This window comes from Achromobacter sp. K91 (genome assembly GCF_003576205.1).
In the GTDB taxonomy this organism is placed as follows: domain Bacteria; phylum Pseudomonadota; class Gammaproteobacteria; order Burkholderiales; family Burkholderiaceae_B; genus Achromobacter; species Achromobacter aegrifaciens.
Map to the genome: position 1 here is coordinate 393,876 of NZ_QWFB01000026.1, position 21,451 is coordinate 415,326.

The following is a 21,451-nucleotide window of genomic DNA, read 5'->3' on the forward strand; positions in this document are numbered from 1 at the left end:
CCAGGGAGAAAGCCATGAGTGCAAGCCACTCGGTTCAAGGTAAAGAGGCACCGTATTACTTCGTGCCCGCCGACTCGGGTCATCCCGTGCGTACGGCTGTGGCGCTGCTGTTCATGGGCCTGAGCGCCGCGGCCTGGATCAACGGCGTCAGCTGGGCCAAGTGGACCCTGCTGGCGGGCTTCATCGGTTTGATCGTGGTGTTGTACTACTGGTTTGGCGACGCCATCCACGAATCCGAGATCGGCCTGAACAGCAAGCGCATCGACGGTTCCTACCGTTGGGGCATGAGCTGGTTCATCTTCTCGGAAGTCATGTTCTTCGCGGCGTTCTTCGGCGCCCTCTGGTACACGCGCACCATCACCACGCCGTGGCTGGGCGACATGGACCACCGCCTGATGCTGTGGCCCGACTTCCAGGCCGTGTGGCCGAACTTCGGTCCTGCGGGCGTGGTCGAGCACTTCCAGACCGTCGGTCCGTTCTGGCTGCCCACCATCAACACGGCGCTGCTGCTGAGCTCCGGCGTCACGCTGACCATTGCCCACCATGCACTGCGCGAAAACCATCGCGGCAAGACCATCTTCTGGCTGCTGGCCACCGTGGTCCTGGGCTTCGTCTTCGTGGCCTGTCAGGCTTACGAATACCACCACGCCTATACCGAACTGAACCTGAAGTTCAATTCGGGCGCCTACGGGTCGCTGTTCTACATGCTGACGGGCTTCCACGGCTTCCACGTGCTGCTGGGCGCCACCATGCTGACGGTCATTCTGATCCGCCTGATCCGCGGGCATTTCACGGCCGACCATCACTTCGGTTTCGAAGGCGCCGCCTGGTACTGGCACTTCGTGGACGTGGTGTGGCTGGGCCTGTACCTGTTCGTGTACTGGTTCTGATCGTTACGCGGAACCAATGAAGCGCGCCAGTTCTTGTGCGAGAACTGGCGCGTTTTACTCATCTGCGATCGTGCACTTGCGGGAACCCGCGGCCCGTATGCCTATCTAAGGCCTGTGCTTTCGATCCAGCCCATGTGATGGGCGAACAGCACGAACAGGAACAGGGCCACCGATAATCCGATGCGCACCGTCAGCGCGTTGACCGTTCGGCTGGTGGTTCCCTTGTCCCGCATCAGGTAGACCAGGGCCGATGCCAGGCTGGCCAGAATCCCGATAAAGGCCAGGACGACGAAAACGCGCATGGTGGTCTCCGGACGAATCAGAGTAGTTATTGTAGAAATATGGCCCGACCGCATTCAACCCGATACACGGTAGCCGCCTTGCTGTTGCTGGGTGCCGCCGTGGTCATCCTGGCATCGCTGGGGCAATGGCAATTGCGCCGCGGCGATGAGCGACGCGCCATTCTGGCCGCTATCGAAGCGGGCCGCAAGCAAGCGCCGCTGCCCTTGAGCCCGGCTACCGACCCCGCCGATATGACTGCCTGGCGTTCGGCCCAGGCTACCGGGGTCTGGCTGCCGCAATTCAGTGTACTGCTGGACAACCGCAACCATGACGGCAAGCCCGGCTATTGGCTGGCCACGCCGCTGCTGCTGGACGCCGATGCGCGCCGCGCCGTACTGGTGCTGCGCGGCTGGATTCCGCGCGTCATGGGGGTTCAGGGCCAGGGCCCCTCGCAGCCGCCGCTGCCCGTCACGCCCGAAGGGCCGCAGACGGTGACGGGCGAGCTGTCGCCTCGCGTGCCGCGTCTGTTCGAGATCTGGTCGCTGGGAGGGTCGGAGCAGTCCGCCTTGCCGGCCTCGCTGCCCGTGGCGGGCGGCGTCTTGCCGCAGGTGCAGAACCTGCCGCTGGACGCATACGCCAAATCCACCGGCCTGGCCCTGCTGCCCACGGTGCTGTCGCAGGCCGCGGGCAACGCGGACGATGGCCTGGTGCGCGACTGGCCGCAGCCGTCCGTGGACTTTCAGCAGAACACGTCCTATGCCGTACAGTGGTTTGCTTTTGCCTCGATTGCCGCCGTCGCATGGCTGGTGGTGCTGGGGGGCGCCATCCGGCGCATGCGGCGCGCGCAGAACGCGCCCGGCGCCTGACCGGGACGCCGACTCTTAACCCGCAAGACGACAGGATACAAAGTGGCTCGCGACCTTTCCTCTACCAAGCCCGCACGCAAGCGCTCCCTGATGCCGATGCTGCTGGTGTTCCTGTGCTCGCTCGCACCCATCGTCGCGGCGGTCGTGGTCTACATGAATCCGCAATGGTGGCCCGATGAGTCCAGCAATTACGGCGCGCTCCTGAATCCGCAGCGGCCCATGCCCGCGGCCGCGGAGTTGCGCCTGACCACGCTGGACGGCCAGCCCTTCGACCTGCAGAGCCTGAAGGGCAAATGGTTGCTGGTGGCCGCCGATGGCGGCGCCTGCCCGGAAAGCTGCGCCCGCAAGCTCTTCATCGCGCGCAACAGCCATGCCAGCCAGGGCAAGAACGTCGACCGGCTGGCGCGCGTCTGGTTCATCACCGACGATGCGCCCGTGCCGGACAAGGTGCTGGAAGCCTACAAGGGCACGGTCATGGTGCGCGCCAATCCAGACCAATTGGCGCGGTTCCTGCTGGCGCGCGATACTGCGGCGGGCCAGCCCGGGCTGGAGGCGCCGATCTGGGTGATCGACCCGCTGGGTAACCTGATGATGCAGTACCCTGCCGAGGCCGATGGCGTGAAGGTGCGCAAGGACATCAGCAAGCTGGTCTACAGCTCGAGAATAGGCTGAGCCTCGGGCTGGCATGGTTTCAATGCGTCGCGCGCATCGCGCGCGGCGTTGCAGATTGGATGTTTATGGAAATCGAACGCATCAAAGCGCGTTATCGCAAGCTTGTTTTCTTTACCTGGTTCCTGACGCTGGACCTCATCATGTTCGGCGCTTTCGTGCGGTTGACGGATTCCGGCCTGGGTTGCCCCGATTGGCCCGGCTGCTACGGCAGCGTGACGCCGCTGGGCGCGATGGGCGACATCCACGAGGCATCGCAGGCCATGCCTTTCGGCCCGGTCACCTTGTCCAAGGCCTGGATCGAAATGATCCACCGCTATGTCGGCACCATCCTGGGCATGCTGATCATCGGCATCGTCTACATGGCGTGGCGTTACCGCGGCCAGCTGGGCCGTTCGCCCAAGTTGGCCGTCGTGACGCTGATTGCGGTTTGCGTGCAGGGCGCGTTCGGCGCCTGGACCGTGACCCACAAGCTGATGCCCGTCGTCGTGACCGCGCACCTGGTGTTCGGCCTGTCGGTGCTGGCGCTGATGACCTGGCTGTCGGCGCGCGAGCGTCCGCACCTGGCCGTGGCGGCTGCGGCCGCACGCTGGAAACCCTGGGTGGCCGGGGGGTTTGCGCTGCTGCTGGTGCAGGTGACCCTGGGCGGTTGGGTCAGCACCAATTACGCCGCGCTGGCCTGCATGGATTTCCCCATGTGCCACGGAGCCTGGGTGCCGGAAATGGATTTCCATGGCGGCTATTCGATCATCCGGGCCTTGGGCGAATTGCCATCGGGCGAGATGATTTCCCAGCCGGCGCTGACCGCGATCCACTGGGTCCACCGCAATTTTGCCTTCGTGGTGTTCCTGTACCTGGGCATACTGGCCTGGCGCCTGCGCGCCGAGCCCGGCCTGCGCGGACCGGCCACGCTGATGCTGGCGCTGCTGGGCGCGCAGCTGCTGACCGGCTTGACCACGATCTTTTTCCAGTGGCCGCTGTTGATCGCGGTGCTGCACAATGGAGGCGCCGCCGGCCTGACCCTGGCCGCGGTGGTGTTGATGGTGCGTTTGTCCACAGCTGGACGTGCGCCCGCCGGGGGCTACGGCCCCAATTCGGTGCGCGTTTAAAATAGGGCCCACTATGACCAGTATTGCCGCTCCCCAGCCCGGATTGTTCCGCCAGTATTTCGTCCTTACCAAGCCGCGTGTGACGCAGTTGGCGGTGTTTTGCGCCGTGATCGGCATGTTCCTGGCGGCGCCCGGCATTCCGGACATGCGCCGCGTGCTGTTCGGCACCCTGGGCATCTGGCTGCTGGCCGCAGCCGCTTTCGCCATCAATTGCCTGATCGAACAGGAAATCGACGCCCGCATGCTGCGTACCGCGCGCCGCGGCACGGCGCGCGGCACGATTTCGGCTTTCCAGGTGCTGAGCATGTCCGGCCTGCTGGGCGGCGCCGGCATGTTCGTGCTGTATCACCTGGTCAACCCGCTGACCATGTGGCTGACCTTCGCCACCTTCGTGGGTTACGCCGTCATCTATACCGTCATCCTGAAGCCGCGTACGCCGCAGAACATCGTCATTGGCGGCCTGTCGGGCGCCATGCCGCCCGCGCTCGGTTGGGCGACCGTGGCGGATTCGGTGCCGGCCGAGGCCTGGATCCTGGTGCTGATCATCTTCATCTGGACGCCGCCGCACTTCTGGGCGCTGGCGCTTTACCGCAACCACGATTACGCCAAGGCCGGGCTGCCGATGCTGCCGGTCACACACGGCAACCAGTTCACGCGCCTGCACATCCTCTTGTACAGCGTGGCGCTGGTCGCCACCACGCTGTTGCCCTATGCCATCCGCATGAGCGGCGAACTCTACCTGGTGTCCGCGCTGGTGCTGGGCGGCATGTTCGTTTCCTATGCATGGCGGCTCTATCGCGCCTACAGCGACGAGCTGGCGCGCAGCATGTTCCGTTTTTCCATTCTCTACCTGGCGCTGCTGTTCGGCGCCCTGCTGGTGGACCACTGGGTCGGCCTGCTGCGCTGATCCCCTGGAGGTTGTCGATGTCCGTGTTTTCCACCAGCCGCCGGCTGGTCCTGCGCCTGGGCGCAGCCGCTGCTTTCACCGCCGCCCTGGCCGCCTGCGGCGACAGCGCGCCCGTATTCAAGGGCAGCGACATCAGCGGCACCCAATTGGGTCGCGGCATGGAGCTGGTCGATTACAACGGCAAGACGCGCCAGCTGTCCGATTTCGCCGGCAAGGTGGTGGTCGTGTTCTTTGGCTTCACGCAGTGTCCGGACGTGTGCCCGACCTCGCTGGCCGAGCTGACCGAAGTCATGAAGAAGCTGGGGCCGGACGCCGACCGCGTCCAGGTGCTGCTGATTTCGGTGGATCCCGAGCGCGATACGCCCGAGGTCCTCAAGCAGTACGTCACCGCCTTCGATCCGCGCTTCCTGGGGCTGACCGGCACGCCGGACCAGGTAAAGAAGGCCGCCGCATCCTTCAAGGCCTATTACGCCAAGGCGCCGACCAAGGACGGCAGCTACACCATGGACCACACGGCCGCGTTCTACCTGCTGGACGGCAAGGGCGAATCGCGCGTGCTGGCCAACAACAACATCGGGGTGGAAGCCCTGACGCAGGATATCAAGGCCCTGCTCAAGGGCTGATCAGGCGGCCGTGCTGGCTTACTTGCCGGCGGCGGCCCAGCCGGCAAGCGCGGCGCGGGCCGGCTCGCTCAGTTCTGCGGCAGGGATCTCGCGCCGGTGCGCCATGATCATGAGCGCGTAAGGGGTGGCCAGCGCGGCAGCCTCGGGACACAGGCGGGATTCGTCGCCCACCGAGGGCGAAATATTGCGCCAGTAGTTGATGGCCTGTTCGAGCTGGGGCAGGGTAATGGGATCCATCCGCCTATTGTCCACGAATGGGAATGGCTGTCCACCGGCCCGCGTCCTGCAAAGAAGCGTCACCATCGCAACACGCCGAAACCGTGCCTGGGTGCTATACCACTGCCGGTTAGTAACGATGGAGCATCGTCATGAATACATCCGCCAAAATTGAATCTGCGCGCCGCGCCATCCATCCCCTGGTCGCTGCCGCGGCGATCGCCGTCATCGTCATGTGTACGGTGGGCGTGGCCGCCGTGATGGGCTGGCTGCCCTCGCCTTCGGCCAACCCGCATGCCGACGAACCCGTGGCCGAGGCCGGTCCCGAAGACGCCAACCTGGCGCCCGCGCCGCAGGCCGCCGTGCCGCCCGCGCCCGCGCAAGGGGCGCAGGCGTCCGCTGCGCCGCGTCCCCAGGCTCAGGCCCAGGCGCCGGCTCCCGCCCAACGCCCCGCGCCCCAATCGCCAGCGCCGCAAGCCTGCGCCACCTGCGGCGTGGTGGAATCGGTCCGACAAGTGCAGGTACCCGTCAAGGACAATAGCGACCACCTCATCGGCACCATCGGCGGCGGCGTGGTCGGCGGCGTCGTGGGCAACCAGTTCGGCGGCGGCAGCGGCAAGACGGCCCTGACCGTGCTGGGCGCGGTGGGCGGCGCTTTGGCAGGCCGTGAAGTTGAGCGTAATATCAGACAGCAACAAACGGTGACGCACTATGAACTCACGGTGCGCATGAATGACGGCAGCACGCGCCAATTCCGCAGCGCGCAGCCGTTCGCTTTTGCGTCGGGCGATCATGTGCGCGTGGAGAACAATCAGCTGCTGCGCGGATGATCCCGCCTGCCGGCGACATCTGTCTTAGGGGAGACCAGGAATGAGCGACCAACACACGAACCCGTTCGTTCTGCCCGGCATGGGCCAGCATTCCGACCTGTCGGGCAACCCGCTCCTGGCCAGCATGGAAATGATGCGCCAGGCCTGGGCGGGCCTGACCGGACCTGGAGGCCTGGCCAGCAGCCTGCCCATGGCTCCCCCGATGAACCTGGAAGACCTGGACCGCCGCATCGCGGAACTCCGCTCCGTGGAAAACTGGCTGCGCATGAACCTGTCCATGCTGTCCAGCACGATCCAGGGCATGGAAGTCCAACGCTCCACCATCAGCACGCTGCGCGCCTTCGTGGACAGCGCCGCCAATCTGGACATGGGCGCCTTCCAGGACAGCGGCGCGGCTTCGCCGCTGGAAGTCGTGTTGGGCTTGAAGCCCGGCCCCAAGTCCGCGGCCAAGACGACGGCCTCCAGCCCTGCCGCCGAAAGCGGCAAGGCCAAGGGCGAAGAGCCCGCAGGGCAGCAGCAATCCGCCGCGCCGGGCATGAGCGAACAAATGGGCGCCGCGGCGCAATCCGCTTCCAAGGCCTGGTGGGACCTGCTGCAGCAGCAGTTCAACCAGATCGCCGCTGCCACTGCGGCTTCCATGCCGGCCGCGCCTGCCGCTGCCGGCGCCGATGCCGCGGCCAAGCCCAAGTCGGGCGAATCCAAGGCCGCGGCCGCGCCCGCAGCCAAGGCGTCCAAACCGGCGGCCCGCAAGTCCGCCGCGCCCCGCAAGGCCGCCAAGAAAACCGGACCGGACGCCAACTAGCGTCGGTCCTCTCTTTAAATCGTCGGGCGAGACGGCCGCAAGGCCTCTCGACCGCCACTCAACATACTGGAACCTATGCTTAACGTAGTAATTCTTGCCGCCGGACTGGGTAAACGCATGCAGTCCGATCTCCCCAAAGTTCTGCACACGCTGGCTGGCAAGCCGATGCTGGGCCACGTGCTGGACAGCGCGCGCCAACTGAAGCCGGCGCGCATCATCGTTGTGGTCGGCCACGGTGCGGACCGCGTCAAACAGGCCTACGAAGGCCAGGCGGACCTGCACTTCGTGTTGCAGCAGCCGCAGCAAGGCACCGGCCACGCCGTGCAGCAGGCCGTGCCGCTGCTGCTTGAAGGCGATGGCAAGGACGATGTGACCCTGGTGCTGTACGGCGACGTGCCGCTGGTGCAGCCCGAGACCCTGCAGCGCCTGTTGGACGCGCGCGGCGCTGGCGCCGCCGTGCTGACCGAGGTGCTGGCGGATTCCACCGGCTACGGCCGCATCGTGCGCGACGCCAGCGGCAACGTGTGCCGCATCGTTGAACACAAGGACGCCTCGGACGCCGAGCGCGAGATCAAGGAAGTGAACACCGGCATCCTCAGCGCGCCGACCGCGAAGCTGAAGGACTGGCTGTCCCGCATCGATAACAACAACGCCCAGGGCGAGTACTACCTGACCGACGTGGTCGGCCTGGCGGTGGTCGACGGCGTGCCGGTGGGCGCGGCCCAGCCCGGTGCGTCCTGGGAAACGCTGGGCGTGAACAGCCGCGTGCAGCAGGCCGAACTGGAGCGCCGCTGGCAGGCCGAGCAGGCTCGCCGCCAGCTGGAAGCCGGCGTCACGCTGGCCGACCCCGCGCGCTTTGACGTGCGCGGCTCGCTCACCTGCGGACGCGACGTGTTCATCGACGTGGGCTGCGTGTTCGAAGGCCAGGTGTCGCTGGCCGACGGCGTGCGCGTGGGCCCGCACTGCGTGCTGCGCGACGTCAGCGTTGGCCCGGGCACGCACATCGAGGCCTATAGCCATCTGCAGCAGGCGCAGGTCGGCCGCGATGCGCGCGTCGGCCCCTACGCCCGTCTGCGTCCGGGCGCCGAACTCGGCGACCGCAGCCACGTCGGCAACTTCGTCGAGATCAAGAAGAGCGTGCTGGGCGAGGACAGCAAGGCCAACCACCTGGCCTACATCGGCGACGCCGATATCGGCGCGCGCGTGAACGTGGGCGCGGGCACCATCACCTGCAACTATGACGGCGTGAACAAGCACCGCACCGTCATCGAGGACGACGCCTTCATCGGCTCGGACACGCAACTGGTGGCGCCGGTGCGCGTCGGCCGCGGCGCCACGCTGGGCGCAGGCACCACCCTGACCCGCGACGCGCCGGCCGAGAAACTGACGGTGTCGCGCGCCAAGCAGGTCACCGTCGACGGATGGCAGCGCCCGGTCAAGAAATCGTGACGGGGCAGAGCGGAGAGGCGCCGGCCAACGGCGCCAAGCCCGCGCCGCCCGACGGCCTGCCGACGCCGCGCCGTTACTGGGCGGCGGCCACCGTGATGACAGGCATCAGCCTGTCGGTTCTGGACACCACCATCGCCAACGTGGCGCTGCCCACGATCGCCGTCGACCTCAACGCGTCGCCGGCCCAGGCGGTCTGGATCGTGAACGCCTACAACCTGGCGGTGGTGATGATGCTGCTGCCCTTGTCGGCGCTGGCCGAGCGCATCGGCTTTCGCCGCATGTTCACCTTCGGCCTGATGCTGTTCACCCTGGCCTCGCTGGGCTGCGCCCTGGCCGGCACGCTGTGGCAGCTGACCGCGGCGCGGGTGTTCCAGGGCATAGGCGCGGCGTCGCTCATGTGCATGTTCGGCGGACTGGTGCGCAACATCTACCCGTTGAAGCTGTTGGGACGCGGCATCAGCATCAACGCCACCACCGTGGCCATCATGTCGGTGCTGGGACCGACCATCGGTTCGGCCATCCTGTCGGTGGCGCCCTGGCCCTGGATCTTCGCCGTCAACCTGCCGATCTGCGCGCTGACGATGCTGGGCCTGCGGCATCTACCGGAAGTACCGCGCAACAACGTGAAGCTGGACTGGATCAGCGCGCTGCTGTGCATGCTGACCCTGGGCGTCTTCATTTCGGGCGTGGACATGATGGGCATGGACCTGCTGCGCGGTATCGGCCTGGTGGCGATCGCCACGGTCATCGGCCTGGTTCTGGTGCGGCGCGTGGGCAAGCAGCCAGCGCCGCTGGTGCCGGTGGATCTGCTGCGCATCCGTCCGCTGGCCTTTGCGGTAGGCGCCTCGGCCTGCACCTTCGCCGCGCAGATGGCGTCCTACGTGTCCCTGCCGTTCTATTTCCAGCAGGTGCTGGGGCGGCCGTATCTGGAAGTGGGCATGCTGATGGGCGCCTGGCCCGTGGGCACCGCCATCATCGCCCCGCTCGCGGGGCGGCTGTCCGACCGCTATTCGGCCGCCACGCTCAGCGGCATGGGCGCGGCGGCGATGGTGGTCGGCATGCTGTGGCTGGCGGCGCTGCCGGCCACGGTGTCGAACTGGCCCATCATCGCGGGCATGTTCGTGGCGGGGATGGGCTTCGGCTTCTTCCAGACGCCCAACAACCGCGCCATGCTGTCGGCCGCGCCCCGTTCGCGCAGCGGCGCGGCGGGCGGCCTGCAGGCCACCACCCGGGTCTTCGGCCAGAGCTTCGGCACGGCGCTGGTCGCGATCGCGTTCAGCATCAGCCTGGCCCATGGCCCTGGCCTGGCGCTGGTGCTGGGGACCATCTGCGCCGGGCTGGCGGTGGTGGTCAATACGGTTCGCTTCAGCAAGTTGCGGCCCTAGGACGGTCCCGCGAGGCCGCCATTGTGGCGCCGGCGGGCTTGGGCCCCGGGCCGCTTCTATAATGACGGCCAGCGCCGGATTGAGTCATCTGGCGCAACGATTACCTATTTTGAAGGCGTTCAGGCATGAAGATCACGGTCGTGGGTACCGGTTACGTGGGGTTGGTGTCGGGGGCGTGCCTGGCCGACATGGGCAACGACGTCATGTGTCTGGACGTGGACGCGGCGAAGATCGCCCTCTTGCGCCAGGGCGGCATTCCCATCTATGAGCCGGGCCTCGAAGACCTGGTGCGCCGCAACGTGCAGGCGGGCCGCCTGCATTTCACCGACGACGTTGCGCAGAGCGTGGCTTTCGGCGACGTGCAGTTCATCGCCGTCGGCACCCCGCCCGGCGAGGACGGTTCGGCCGACCTGAAATACGTGCTGGCCGCCGCCCAGAACATCGCTCGCCACATGACGTCTCGCAAGCTCATCGTGGACAAGTCCACCGTGCCGGTGGGCACGGCCGACAAGGTGCGCGATGTCGTGGCGCGTGAATTGGCCGCACGCGGTGTGGACATCCCCTTCAGCGTGGCGTCCAATCCCGAGTTCCTGAAGGAAGGCGCCGCCATCAACGACTTCATGAGCCCGGACCGGGTCGTGGTCGGCGCGGACGACGACTACACCATCGGCGTCATGCGCCGCATCTACGAGCCCTTCCAGCGCACCCACGACCGCCTGATGGTGATGGACGTGCGTTCGGCCGAGCTGACCAAGTACGCCGCCAACGCCATGCTGGCCACGCGCATTTCCTTCATGAACGAAATGGCGAACCTGGCTGAAGCCCTGGGCGCGGATATCGAACAAGTGCGCCGCGGCATCGGCGCCGACCCGCGCATCGGCTATCACTTCCTGTATCCCGGCGCGGGCTACGGCGGCTCCTGCTTCCCCAAGGACGTGCAGGCGCTGGTCAACACAGCCGCCGAGAACGCCTTGCCCATGCGCGTCATCGAGGCCGCCGAGGCTGCCAACCACGCGCAGAAATTCCGCCTGTCCGAAAAACTGGTGGCGCGTTTCGGCGAAGACCTCAAGGGCCGCAAGATCGCGCTGTGGGGCCTGTCCTTCAAGCCCAACACCGATGACATGCGCGAAGCGCCCAGCTTGACTGTCATCGCCGAACTGACGCGCCGCGGCGCCGAGGTGCGCGCCTATGACCCCGTCGCCATGCACGAGGCCGCGCGCGCGCTGGCCGGCAAGCCCGGCATCAGCTTCGCCACCGACATGTACGACGCGCTGGACGGCGCCGATGCGCTCCTGATCGCGACCGAATGGAAGGTCTTCCGCGCGCCCGACTTCGATCGCGTCAAAGCCCTGCTCAAGACTCCGCTTATCATCGACGGCCGCAATCTCTACACGCCCGCGGACGTGCGCGGCCTGGGCTTCGAGTACTCGGGCATCGGCCGCGCATGAAGATCCTGCAGCTGAACTTCGAGAAGGGCTGGCGCGGCGGCGAACGGCAGACGCTGTACTGCATGCGCGCATTCCGCAAGGCTGGCCACGACGTCGAAGTGATGTGCCGCGAAGGCGCGCCCTTGGCCGAGCGCGCGCGCCAGGAGGGCTTCGTGGCCCATACCTGCCGCAACGTGCCGGGGCAGCTGGCCTTCCTGGCCGGCGCCGGCCGCTACGACATAGTTCATGCCCAGACCGCCAACACCATCACCTGGGCGGTCCTCACCAAATGGCTGCACCGCCGGCCGGTGGCGTTTTCCCGCCGCACGTCCTTCGTGGTCAAACCCGGCGACGAATGGAAGACCGGCTTCAAGTGGCGCCACGCCGACCTGTTCGTGGCGATCAGCGAGATGGCCGCCGGCGAGCCGCGCCGCCTGGGGATCGAGCCCGTCATCATCCGCAGCGCCGTCGAGCCGCACCAGATCGACACCGAGAATGTCGCCCAGCTGGTGCGGGAATTCGATCTGGCCGGCAGGAAGGTCATGGCCACGTCGGCCGCGCTGATCCGCGACAAGGACCCGGTCACGCTGGTGCGCGCCGTGGCCGAATTGGCCAAGACGCGCCGCGACTTCGTGTTCCTGCACTTCGGCGCCGGCGGCGACCGCGAGCAGCAGGCCAAGGATGAGGCGCGCAAGCTCGGCATCGAGGACGTCTATCGCTTCGCCGGCTTTCGCAAGGGCGTGGAAGATTTCTACAGCATCCTCGACGTGTTCGTCATGAGCTCCGAGGAAGAGGCCCTGGGCAGCAGCGTGCTGGATGCTTTCCTGCAACGCGTGCCGGTGGTGTCCACCGATGCTGGCGGCCTGAAGGAAAGCCTGGCCGACGGACGCGGCGTGCTGTGCGCCGTGGGTGATTTCCAGGCCATGGCGCAGGGCATGGCGCGCTGCCTGGACGACGCGGCCTTCCGCCAGGAAGTCACCGAGCGCGCCTATGCCTACGTGCGAGACGAGCACGACGTGCAGAAGATGGGCAACCGCTACCTGGCGCAGTTCGAGCGCCTGATCGCCCGCCGCTGATCCGACCTGCCTCAGGTCCGCAGGTCTATCCGGGTCTCGAACTTGGCGCGATGCACCGAGAAGAACGTGCGCACATTGCGCACGTTGGCCTGCGCGGTGAAAGCGCGGTGCACCAGCGCGTGATAGGCCGGCATGTCCTTCACCTGCGCGATCACCACGAAATCCGGCCCGGGCGATACCCGGTAGCACTGCAGCACCGCGGACTCGGCCAGCATGCTTTGCTCGAACGCGTCCAGGCTCTCAGCCGCCTGCACGTCCAGCGTGATCTCGACGATGGCGGTCAGCGTGCTGCCCAGCTTTTCCGCCGCCAGGATGGCCACCTGCCTGTCTATCACCCCTTCATCCACCAGCCGCCGCACCCGCCGCAGGCAGGTCGGAGGCGAGGCATGCACGCGTTGCGCCAGCTCTTGGTTGGTCAGCGAGCTGTCTTCTTGTAACTGTTCAAGAATGCGCCGGTCCAGATCATCCAGCTCTGGCAGGGAAATCTGTGCGTTTTGCATGATTAATTTCAAAAAAATGATCTAGAAGAAATATTATTTAATCACAATCATGTAAGGGAATTAACTTCCATTTTTTACTGCATAAAGAAATCAAATTTCTTGCGGGGACGAGCACAATGCGTCGGTACACGAACTTACCGGAGCACTCTCCTATGTGCGGCATTGTTGGCGCCGTCGCCCAGCGCGACATCACCCCGATCCTCGTTGAAGGCCTCAAGCGCCTTGAGTACCGCGGCTACGACTCCTGCGGCGTCGCCGTCTACGCCGACGGCCATCTGCGCCGCACGCGCAGCACGCAACGCGTGGCCGAATTGGCCGAACAGGTTGCGCAGGACAAGGTCAGCGGCTTCACCGGCATCGCCCACACCCGCTGGGCTACCCACGGCGTGCCGGCCACGCACAATGCCCACCCGCACTTCTCGCGCCTGGGCAACGACGAGCCGCGCATCGCGCTGGTCCACAACGGCATCATCGAGAACCACGACGAACTGCGCGCCGAGCTGCAGGCCGTGGGCTATGTCTTCGAAAGCCAGACCGATACCGAAGTGATCGCGCACCTGGTCAACCACCTGTATGCCGGCGACCTGTTCGAAGCCGTGCAGAACGCCGTGCGCCGCCTGCATGGCGCCTACGCCATCGCCGTGTTCTGCCGCGACGAGCCGCACCGCGTGGTCGGCGCGCGCCAAGGCTCGCCGCTGGTCGTGGGCGTGGGCCAGAACGAGAACTTCCTGGCTTCCGACGCGCTGGCCCTGGCCGGCACCACCGACCAGATCATCTACCTGGAAGACGGCGACGTCGTCGACCTGCAGCTCTCGCGCGTCTGGATCGTGGACGCCAACGGCAAGAACGTGGACCGCGAAGTCCACACCGTGCACGTGCATACCGGCGCGGCCGAACTCGGCCCTTACCGCCACTACATGCAGAAGGAAATCTTCGAGCAGCCGCGCGCCGTGGGCGACACGCTGCAGGACATCGAAGCCATCACGCCCGAACTCTTCGGCGACCAGGCCTACAAGATCTTCAAGGACGTCGATTCCCTGCTGATCCTGGCCTGCGGTACCAGCTACTACGCGGGCCTGACCGCCAAGTACTGGATCGAGTCCATCGCCAAGATCCCCGTGGCCGTGGAAATCGCCAGCGAATACCGCTATCGCGACAGCGTGCCCAACCCGCGCTCGTTGGTGGTCACGATCTCGCAGTCCGGCGAAACCGCCGACACCCTGGCCGCGCTCAAGCATGCGCGCTCGCTGGGCATGGAAAACACGCTGACCATCTGCAACGTGTCCACCAGCGCCATGGTGCGCGAGTGCAAGCTGTCGTACATCACGCGGGCCGGCGTCGAGATCGGCGTGGCTTCCACCAAGGCCTTCACCACCCAGCTCACCGCGCTGTTCCTGCTGACCCTGGCATTGGCCCAGGTGCGCGGCCATCTGACCGAAGAGCAGGAAGCCGAACACCTGAAGGCGCTGCGCCACCTGCCCGTGGCCATCGGCTCGGTGCTGGCCCTGGAGCCCCAGATCATGGCCTGGGCCGACCGCTTCGCCTCCAAGGAAAACGCCCTGTTCCTGGGCCGCGGCATGCACTACCCGATCGCCCTGGAAGGCGCGCTCAAGCTCAAGGAAATCAGCTACATCCACGCCGAAGCCTACCCGGCCGGCGAACTCAAGCACGGCCCGCTGGCCCTGGTGACCGAGCACATGCCCGTGGTCACCATCGCGCCCAAGGACGAACTGCTGGAAAAGCTGAAGTCCAACATGCAGGAAGTGCGCGCGCGCGGCGGCGAGCTGTATGTCTTCGCCGATGCCGACAGCAAGATCCAGAGCGCCGAAGGCATGCACGTGATCCGCATGCCCGAGCACTACGGCAAGCTTTCGCCCATCCTGCACACCATCCCGCTGCAGCTGCTGTCGTACCACACGGCGTGCGCGCGAGGCACGGACGTGGACAAGCCGCGTAATCTGGCCAAGAGCGTGACGGTGGAGTAAGGCCGGACCGTCGCTGCCATATCGAGCAAAAAGCCCACCCGCCCGGTGGGCTTTTTGCTTTTTGGGGCGGCGCGTGTGCGAATACTTACTTGTCCGGGGAGCGGGAGTCAGGCTTTGTTATTTCTGAATAATGACTGTAGCCAGGCTGTTTTTGAATATGACATTGCGCCGAGCTATTAATAAATAACCCCGCGCCGCCATTATGTTTTTTCATTTTGGTTAAACCGGACCAACAAAAACCCTTTTATATATTTGCTAACAATCTCGTTGGCCGGCCATGTTGCGGTTTATGTAATGAATGTAATTGTTTGAGGGATTTCCCGGGGTTTATTGCGACAAATCCGACTTACTTGCACAGCAATAAAAATATTTAGAAAGAATTTTGCTGTTTGCCACCTATACGATTCGTTGGCTCGCCGCTTGGTACGCCTAATCAAGTATCGAGCTGTAAATATTCTTAAGCAATACGCCCGCCCGAACCGGGGCAAACATATTCGATTCTGCATCGATTTCGTGCCCCCGGGTGTCAATTTCTAGTGTCTTCGACACGACGAAAACAGTGAGGTCCCCCGTGGTAAAGAGAATCGCAGTGTGTGGCCTTGGATATGTCGGCCTGCCCGTAGCCGTCGCATTTTCCAAGCGCTTTGATGTCATCGGCTTTGACGTGGACAAGCGGAGAATCGCACGGCTGAAAGAGGGTGATGACTGGACCGGCGAGATCGAACGCGACGTGTTGCTTGCCTCCCCGATGCAGTTCACCGACCAGATCTCGGAACTGGAAGGCTGCGATTTCTTCGTCGTGGCCGTACCGACCCCCGTCGACGAAAAGAACAACCCCGATTTTTCGCTGCTGGTGCGCGCCTGCCGCTCGATCGGCCCCGTGCTGCGCCCAGGCTGCATCGTGGTTTTTGAATCCACCGTCCATCCCGGCGCCACCGAGGAAATCTGCGGACCGGAGCTGGAGAAGGTGTCCGGCCTGCGTTGCGGCGTCGATTTCAAGCTGGGCTACAGCCCCGAGCGGATCAATCCGGGCGACCGCGAGCATCCGCTGGAGAAGATCGTCAAGATCGTGTCCGGCCAGGACGAGGAGTCGCTGGAAGTCATTGCTGGCGTGTACGAGAAGATCATCGATGCCGGCGTGCACCGCGCCTCTTCCATCAAGGTCGCCGAGGCGGCGAAGGTGCTGGAGAACACGCAGCGCGACATCAACATCGCGCTGATGAACGAAATGTCGAAGATCTGCGATCTGGTCGGCATCCGCACCTCGGAAGTGCTGGCAGCCGCCGGCACCAAGTGGAACTTCCTGAAGTTTTCGCCTGGTCTCGTGGGCGGTCACTGCATCGGCGTCGATCCGTACTACCTGACGTCCAAGGCGCAGGAGCTTGGCTATCACCCCGAGGTCATCCTGTCGGGCCGTCGCATCAATGACGGCATGGCCAGCCACGTCGCTTCGCGGGTGGTCCAGACCCTGGCCCGCAACGGCCGCCTCAATGCCACGACCCGCGTCGGCATCCTGGGCATGACGTTCAAGGAAAACGTGCCCGACATCCGCAACTCCAAGGTGGTCGATCTTTACAACGCCCTGGGCGCCTACGGCATCACCCCGGTCGCGTGCGACCCGATGGCCGATCGGGAACAGATGGAGCACGAGTACGGCATCAAGCTCGTCGAGCGCGACCAGTTCCGCGACATGGATGTGCTGATCCTGGCGGTGCCGCACCGTGAAACCATGAACACCTTTTGGGACGACCTGCCGACGCTGGTCAAGAGCGACGGCATGGTGTGCGACCTGAAGTCCGTGCTCGACAGCAAACGGCTTCAGTCCGACCTCCTGTACTGGACTCTTTAAGTTCAGGCTCACTATCGATCACTAGAGGAGAGCCTCCGAATGGCTGCTTTTACCACCGCTCCGATTGGAACCTGCCGCATCCATACGCCGCTGCGCGATGCCGTGGGCCGCTACCCGATCAAGCTGCAACTCGGGCGCAACTACGGTTTCGTGCACACCAGCGCCGAGGCGCTGCAGCAGGCGCGATTCATGTTCGGCCAGGGCGACATCCCTGCCGACGTCCAGCGCGTGATCTTCCGGCCTTCGAATGGCGAGCAGGCGCGCAAAGGCGCCCACAAGCCGGCTGACCTCTACGTGGTCGAACTGTCTTCGCGCAAGCTGCTGACCATAGACGGCTACCCGATACAGTCCAACTACCTGGTGCGCTACTTCAGCGAGTTCTTCGCCGACCGCACGCGCACCCGGATGTTCTGGTCCATGGCCCACGCCGACCGCCTGGCCGAGCGCCGCGCGCTGCTGGACCAGGACCCGGTCTTCAAGGCGCTTACGCCGGACGACCGCAACCTGCTCGCCCGCATCGTCAAGCGTGACCAGACGGATGAGGAGATCGAGCAGGAAATGAACCAGCTGGTCGACCTGCTGGGCCGCGACAAAGTGGTGTTCGTCACGCACGTCAATGCCATGACGCCGGACAACGCGCCCATCGAGCAACGCCAGCAACTGATCGCCGCGGTGCTCGCCAGCGCGCAGCGCATCGGCGTGCCTTGCTACGACCCGACGCCGCTGATGAACAAGATCGGCCAGGCCGAGGCCATGGAAAATGGCGGACTGGACCTGACCCACTACACGCCGGCTTTCGCCGAACGCCTGTGCGCAGAGTGGTTCAAGACCTTCATGCGTCCGCGCCTGGATGCGTCGACGACGCAGCCCTCCGCGCCCAAGCTCTCCGCCGATGAAAGCGCCGACCGCATCGAGAAGCTCTGGGATTCGGGCGAACTGCGCGAAGCCTCGCGCCGCGTGCGCGAGGTGCTGCGCCGCCATCCCGGCTTGCCCGACCACACGCTGTTGTTTGCGCGCATCCAGGAAGAGCTGGGCGACTACGAAGGTTCGCTGGCGCTTCTGGGCAGCGCCGACGGCGCGGTGGCGTCCGGCAGCAAGGCTGAGCAGATCCTGATGCGCAACCAGTTCAAGCTGGGACGCCATGACGTGGCGTACTCGCTGGCTGCAGGCTTGCTGGGCGATGAGATCGAAACCCCCGAAATCGTGCGCATCGCGGCGATTTCCGCGGGCCAATTGGGATATGTGGACGAGACCCTGGGCAACTGGAAGCAGTTGTTCCGCATCTCTTCTCCGGAAGACGCGATCGCGGTGGAAGCCGCCGACACCGTGCTCGCGCTGCTGCAGGCCAGCGGCGACATGGAATCCGCCATACGCTGGGTCCACGAGGTCCGTGCGGCCATGCCCGCGTATGGCCGCGGTTTCGCCATGCTGTGGCGCGACCGGCTGCTGGCCGGCGATCGCGCCGGACTGCGCAACCTGGCATCCGAGTCGCCCGTGCTCAATGATGTCGACGCGTTGGAGCTGGTCAAGGAAGCCTCGTGGCGCGGCAGCATCATGGCCGCCGCCACGCTGGCGGTCTCGTGCAAGCTGGCAAGCAGCGAGCAGGAGGATATCGTTGCCTGGCTGAATTCGCAGTCGCAGGCCTGGGCCGAGGAAGGTAACCGCGCGCTGGAAGAAGGACGCCTGCGCGATGCCGCGGAGCGCATCTGCGCGCATCGCCTGCTGACTCCCGATGCGTTGGCCGGCGTGCGCGCCCAGCGCGCCTTCGAGCGTGCGATGCGCCTGGGCGTGCGGGCCGCGCTGGTGGCGGGCAATCACAAGGAAGTCATCGACCTTACCGACATCGCGCTGGACAGCCAGATCGATTTCCCGGAACTGCATGCCATGCGCGGCCGCGCGGCCGACGCGCTAGGCGACAAGAAGACCGCCATGCGGCACCTCGAGCAAGCTGCCGCCGGCGATTCCGCCTCGTTCAGCACCCAGCTGCATTTTGCGCGGGTAGCCTTCCACGGCGGCTGGTATGGCGAGGCCATCGACGCCTACAAGACCGTGCTCGACCATGCCGGCGCGGACCAGGGCGCCAAGGACGAAGCGCAGCGCCAGCTAGGCAGGCTGGGACCCCGCGCCATCCGAGGCGCGCGCGAGATCCTTTCCTCCGGCGATCACCAGGCAGCCTGGAACCTGCTGGAGCGTGTTGCGCAGTCGTGGCCCGGCATGTCGGAAGTCGACCATGAAAAGCGGCGCATCATCGCCGTGCTGTACGCCGAAGCGCGTGCGCTGGATTCGGCCAGCACGACCGAACGCCTGGCGTTGGGCGAGCGCATCCTGAAGCTGGTTCCGGAAGACCCCATCGGCCTGCGCCTGGCCGCCGTGGGCGCCATGCGACTGCATCGCTTCGAACAGGCCCTGCCGTACTGGCGCAAGTTGCAGGAACGTTCCGAAAATCCGGCGCAGTTCGATCACTACATCGAACGCTGCCTCGTGTGGATCGAGAAGATCAACCGGAGGAAGGCAGCATGAATCCCCCATTGACTACCGAGCGAGCGGAGGCTGCATCCGATCTGCAAGCGGTGCAAGCCCGGTTGGAAGAGATCGTCACGGCGTCGGTGCGGGTTCAAGTCGCCCAGGAAAACCTGTCCCGCGCCCAGGAACTGGCGCGCGACCACATGGCAGACTCCAAGGTCCGCTTCCTGCTGCTCAGGCTGAAGGAGGCGGCGGGCCTGAACGAAGGCATGGCCGAGCAGTGGGCCACGCTGTTGCAGGAGTGCCCGGACGATTTCCTGATCGTCCGCTACTGCGCGACGCGCTTGGTGAAGGAACGCAAGATCGATGAGGCCCTGGCCCTGGTCGACCATCATCTGCCGCCCTCGACGCAGAATCCCAACCGCCTGTTCGCGCGGGCCAAGCTGCTTAGCGACATCCGCGCGCACGAGCAGTCCGACGAACTCTTTCGCCGGCTGATTTCCGAGAACACCGACCGCAACATGCGCGTCGAGTTCGCCAAGCGCCTGCGCAAGCGCGGACTGCTGGCCGACGCGTTCGACGCGATCGCGCCCGTCATGAAGCACCTGACGCCCGGCAGCAAGGCGGCGGAGCTGGCCAACGACCTGGCCAGCGACTACGCCTTCTACCAACGCTTCGAGTCGGAAGAGGGGCTGGTGGGCAAGGATGTCAGGATCGTGTCCATGAAGCATGCGATCCTGCACTTCCGCGACCGCAAGATCGTCGAGCAGTCGGCGGAGAAGCCGGTGTCGGTGGCGCTGGTCACGGGCAGTCTTGGCCCCGGCGGCGCCGAGCGCCAGCTGACGCGGCTTGCGGGCGAACTGACCCGCCTGGCGGAGTCGCCCGAGCGCCGGCCGGCAGACGTGATCATGATGCCGAAGAAAGTCGAAGTCATGGTCAAGCAGCACACCGAGCCCGCGGGTTCCACCAAGAAGCAGGGGCTGGATTTCTTCCTGCCGGTGCTGGTGAAGGCGCAGATTCCGGTCACGGAGATCAACAAGCTGCCGGCCGTGTCGGTGTCCCATCAATCCATGCCCGAGGGCAGCCTGAGCCGTCTGCTGGAGCAGTTGCCGCCTCCGGTGCACTACGGTGTGACCCGGCTTACGCCTGTGCTGCGCGAGAACCCGTTCGACGTGGTGAGCCTGTGGCAGGACGGAACCTGCCTGTTCGGCGCGCTGGCGGCGCTTTTGGCTGGCGCCCCGACCATACACCTGGTCTTCCGCGGACTGCCGCCGAACATCCGCAAGGACCGCTTCCGCGAAGAATATCCCGAGCTGTACCAGGCCCTGGCCCAGGTACCGGGGGTGGTTTTCGTCAGCAACAGCTGCAAGGCCGCGGAAGCCTACTCGGAATGGCTGGGCATCCCGATCACGCGCTTTCACATCCTTTACAACGGCGTGCCCGATCTGTCGACGGACGCTTCGGCCGTGGATGAGGAAAAGTGGAAGGCCTTTCAGGAAAGCACGAACGACGCCACCGAGACGATAGGCGGCGTGTTCCGCCTGGAGCCGGACAAGCGGCCGCAGCTGTGGATCAAGCTGGCGGCGATGTACCTGAAGGACAGGCCGCAGGCGCGCTTCGTCATCGTTGGAGACGGACGGCTGCGCGAGAACATCGAGGCCCTGGCCGAAGAGCTGAGCGTGACGGACAGGCTCTTGCTGGTCGGTCTTTCCAACCACGTGGGCTATTGGTATTCGCAAATGGATGCCAGCGTCCTGCTGTCGCGCTACGAAGGCTTGCCCAACGTGCTGATCGAAGCCCAGTTGGTGGGAGTGCCGGTGATCTCGACTCCCGCTGGCGGCGCTGGCGAGTGCTTTGTGGAGAACGAGACCGGCCATCTGCTCAGTTGCGTGGATCACCCGGATCTGCACGAGGCCTGCGAGAAAGTCGCATCCATGGTCGACCAGGTGCGCAGCAACGAGCAGCTCAGGCAGCACAGCCGTCACCGCGCGCAGAAGCTGTTCTCGCTTGACGCCATGCTGACCAAGTTCATGGGCCTGTGCATGCCCGTGGTGTCCGAGAACGACGAACGCATGGATATCGAACCCATGCGCCTGATGCAAGCCTGATTGGCGTCCAACCGA

At 65.3% G+C, this 21,451-nt stretch carries 19 protein-coding genes; 16 read left to right on the forward strand and 3 right to left on the reverse strand.

Features of this window, described 5'->3' with window-relative positions; all coding sequences use genetic code 11:
- The first annotated feature begins 14 nt into the window (after positions 1-14).
- Positions 15-890: a cytochrome c oxidase subunit 3 gene (locus tag DXK93_RS09050; protein WP_042795688.1), complete on the forward strand. Its 876-nt coding sequence runs from the start codon at positions 15-17 to the stop codon at positions 888-890.
- A 101-nt stretch (positions 891-991) separates the two neighbouring features.
- Here DXK93_RS09050 and DXK93_RS09055 read toward each other — a convergent pair whose 3' ends face one another.
- A complete protein-coding gene (locus DXK93_RS09055; protein ID WP_006224570.1) occupies positions 992-1,192 on the reverse strand; it encodes a twin transmembrane helix small protein in 201 nt (66 codons plus the stop codon).
- 39 nt (positions 1,193-1,231) lie between these two features.
- On the opposite strand from DXK93_RS09055, the gene DXK93_RS09060 reads away from it, so the two are divergent.
- The 5 genes from DXK93_RS09060 to DXK93_RS09080 all read left to right on the forward strand — a co-directional run bounded on the left by DXK93_RS09060 (position 1,232) and on the right by DXK93_RS09080 (position 5,346).
- Entirely contained in the window at positions 1,232-2,038 is an 807-nt protein-coding gene (locus DXK93_RS09060; RefSeq protein WP_054455446.1) for an SURF1 family protein, read from the forward strand.
- 90 nt (positions 2,039-2,128) lie between these two features.
- Positions 2,129-2,710 (forward strand): hypothetical protein, encoded by a 582-nt coding sequence (locus tag DXK93_RS09065; protein ID WP_054455444.1) that lies wholly within the window; start codon positions 2,129-2,131, stop codon positions 2,708-2,710.
- A gap of 71 nt (positions 2,711-2,781) precedes the next feature.
- Positions 2,782-3,816, forward strand: a complete 1,035-nt coding sequence (locus DXK93_RS09070; protein ID WP_054455925.1) for a heme A synthase — start codon at positions 2,782-2,784, stop codon at positions 3,814-3,816.
- A gap of 13 nt (positions 3,817-3,829) precedes the next feature.
- Positions 3,830-4,723: a heme o synthase gene (gene cyoE / locus DXK93_RS09075; protein ID WP_054455442.1), complete on the forward strand. Its 894-nt coding sequence runs from the start codon at positions 3,830-3,832 to the stop codon at positions 4,721-4,723.
- 17 nt (positions 4,724-4,740) lie between these two features.
- Positions 4,741-5,346: an SCO family protein gene (locus tag DXK93_RS09080; protein ID WP_119449869.1), complete on the forward strand. Its 606-nt coding sequence runs from the start codon at positions 4,741-4,743 to the stop codon at positions 5,344-5,346.
- Positions 5,347-5,364: 18 nt separating this feature from the next.
- On the opposite strand, the gene DXK93_RS09085 is transcribed toward DXK93_RS09080, so the two are convergent.
- A complete protein-coding gene (locus DXK93_RS09085; protein ID WP_054455439.1) occupies positions 5,365-5,583 on the reverse strand; it encodes a DUF3717 domain-containing protein in 219 nt (72 codons plus the stop codon).
- Between the two features lie 131 nt (positions 5,584-5,714).
- Here DXK93_RS09085 and DXK93_RS09090 point away from each other — a divergent pair, with 131 nt between their 5' ends.
- The 6 genes from DXK93_RS09090 (at position 5,715) to DXK93_RS09115 (ending at position 12,531) form a co-directional block, all read left to right on the forward strand.
- Entirely contained in the window at positions 5,715-6,392 is a 678-nt protein-coding gene (locus DXK93_RS09090) for a glycine zipper 2TM domain-containing protein (protein ID WP_119449870.1), read from the forward strand.
- A gap of 40 nt (positions 6,393-6,432) precedes the next feature.
- A complete protein-coding gene (locus DXK93_RS09095) occupies positions 6,433-7,194 on the forward strand; it encodes a PhaM family polyhydroxyalkanoate granule multifunctional regulatory protein (RefSeq protein ID WP_054455435.1) in 762 nt (253 codons plus the stop codon).
- A 75-nt stretch (positions 7,195-7,269) separates the two neighbouring features.
- Positions 7,270-8,643: a bifunctional UDP-N-acetylglucosamine diphosphorylase/glucosamine-1-phosphate N-acetyltransferase GlmU gene (gene glmU, locus DXK93_RS09100; RefSeq protein ID WP_119449871.1), complete on the forward strand. Its 1,374-nt coding sequence runs from the start codon at positions 7,270-7,272 to the stop codon at positions 8,641-8,643.
- Entirely contained in the window at positions 8,616-10,028 is a 1,413-nt protein-coding gene (locus DXK93_RS09105) for an MFS transporter (RefSeq protein WP_119449872.1), read from the forward strand. The genes glmU and DXK93_RS09105 overlap by 28 nt, the downstream gene beginning before the upstream one ends.
- Positions 10,029-10,153: 125 nt before the next feature.
- Positions 10,154-11,476: a UDP-glucose/GDP-mannose dehydrogenase family protein gene (locus tag DXK93_RS09110; protein ID WP_054455429.1), complete on the forward strand. Its 1,323-nt coding sequence runs from the start codon at positions 10,154-10,156 to the stop codon at positions 11,474-11,476.
- Complete coding sequence (locus DXK93_RS09115) at positions 11,473-12,531, forward strand: glycosyltransferase family 4 protein (protein WP_054455428.1); 1,059 nt, start codon at positions 11,473-11,475, stop codon at positions 12,529-12,531. Before DXK93_RS09110 ends, DXK93_RS09115 begins: the two co-directional genes overlap by 4 nt.
- A gap of 11 nt (positions 12,532-12,542) precedes the next feature.
- On the opposite strand, the gene DXK93_RS09120 is transcribed toward DXK93_RS09115, so the two are convergent.
- The gene (locus DXK93_RS09120; protein ID WP_119449873.1) at positions 12,543-13,031 is read right to left on the reverse strand and encodes an Lrp/AsnC family transcriptional regulator; all 489 of its coding nucleotides are present in this window, start codon (positions 13,029-13,031) and stop codon (positions 12,543-12,545) included.
- Between the two features lie 152 nt (positions 13,032-13,183).
- On the opposite strand from DXK93_RS09120, the gene glmS reads away from it, so the two are divergent.
- The 4 genes from glmS to DXK93_RS09140 all read left to right on the forward strand — a co-directional run bounded on the left by glmS (position 13,184) and on the right by DXK93_RS09140 (position 21,436).
- Positions 13,184-15,016, forward strand: coding sequence for a glutamine--fructose-6-phosphate transaminase (isomerizing) (glmS, locus tag DXK93_RS09125; RefSeq protein ID WP_054455423.1), 1,833 nt, complete (start codon positions 13,184-13,186; stop codon positions 15,014-15,016).
- A gap of 589 nt (positions 15,017-15,605) precedes the next feature.
- Positions 15,606-16,865, forward strand: a complete 1,260-nt coding sequence (locus DXK93_RS09130; protein ID WP_119449874.1) for a nucleotide sugar dehydrogenase — start codon at positions 15,606-15,608, stop codon at positions 16,863-16,865.
- Between the two features lie 39 nt (positions 16,866-16,904).
- Positions 16,905-19,385, forward strand: coding sequence for a hypothetical protein (locus tag DXK93_RS09135; RefSeq protein WP_119449875.1), 2,481 nt, complete (start codon positions 16,905-16,907; stop codon positions 19,383-19,385).
- Complete coding sequence (locus DXK93_RS09140; RefSeq protein ID WP_119449876.1) at positions 19,382-21,436, forward strand: glycosyltransferase; 2,055 nt, start codon at positions 19,382-19,384, stop codon at positions 21,434-21,436. The genes DXK93_RS09135 and DXK93_RS09140 overlap by 4 nt, the downstream gene beginning before the upstream one ends.
- Positions 21,437-21,451 lie beyond the last annotated feature (15 nt).

Bases quoted from the DNA above. Each gene is read 5' to 3' on its own strand.
- DXK93_RS09110 (WP_054455429.1), top strand. From the start codon at position 10,154: ATGAAGATCACGGTCGTGGGTACCGGTTACGTGGGGTTGGTGTCGGGG.
- DXK93_RS09090 (WP_119449870.1), top strand. From the start codon at position 5,715: ATGAATACATCCGCCAAAATTGAATCTGCGCGCCGCGCCATCCATCCC.
- DXK93_RS09105 (WP_119449872.1), top strand. From the start codon at position 8,616: ATGGCAGCGCCCGGTCAAGAAATCGTGACGGGGCAGAGCGGAGAGGCG.
- DXK93_RS09095 (WP_054455435.1), top strand. From the start codon at position 6,433: ATGAGCGACCAACACACGAACCCGTTCGTTCTGCCCGGCATGGGCCAG.
- glmS (WP_054455423.1), top strand. From the start codon at position 13,184: ATGTGCGGCATTGTTGGCGCCGTCGCCCAGCGCGACATCACCCCGATC.
- DXK93_RS09065 (WP_054455444.1), top strand. From the start codon at position 2,129: ATGCCGATGCTGCTGGTGTTCCTGTGCTCGCTCGCACCCATCGTCGCG.
- DXK93_RS09050 (WP_042795688.1), top strand. From the start codon at position 15: ATGAGTGCAAGCCACTCGGTTCAAGGTAAAGAGGCACCGTATTACTTC.
- DXK93_RS09060 (WP_054455446.1), top strand. From the start codon at position 1,232: ATGGCCCGACCGCATTCAACCCGATACACGGTAGCCGCCTTGCTGTTG.
- DXK93_RS09080 (WP_119449869.1), top strand. From the start codon at position 4,741: ATGTCCGTGTTTTCCACCAGCCGCCGGCTGGTCCTGCGCCTGGGCGCA.
- DXK93_RS09115 (WP_054455428.1), top strand. From the start codon at position 11,473: ATGAAGATCCTGCAGCTGAACTTCGAGAAGGGCTGGCGCGGCGGCGAA.
- DXK93_RS09120 (WP_119449873.1), bottom strand. From the start codon at position 13,031: ATGCAAAACGCACAGATTTCCCTGCCAGAGCTGGATGATCTGGACCGG.
- DXK93_RS09085 (WP_054455439.1), bottom strand. From the start codon at position 5,583: ATGGATCCCATTACCCTGCCCCAGCTCGAACAGGCCATCAACTACTGG.
- DXK93_RS09140 (WP_119449876.1), top strand. From the start codon at position 19,382: ATGAATCCCCCATTGACTACCGAGCGAGCGGAGGCTGCATCCGATCTG.
- DXK93_RS09055 (WP_006224570.1), bottom strand. From the start codon at position 1,192: ATGCGCGTTTTCGTCGTCCTGGCCTTTATCGGGATTCTGGCCAGCCTG.
- glmU (WP_119449871.1), top strand. From the start codon at position 7,270: ATGCTTAACGTAGTAATTCTTGCCGCCGGACTGGGTAAACGCATGCAG.
- cyoE (WP_054455442.1), top strand. From the start codon at position 3,830: ATGACCAGTATTGCCGCTCCCCAGCCCGGATTGTTCCGCCAGTATTTC.
- DXK93_RS09135 (WP_119449875.1), top strand. From the start codon at position 16,905: ATGGCTGCTTTTACCACCGCTCCGATTGGAACCTGCCGCATCCATACG.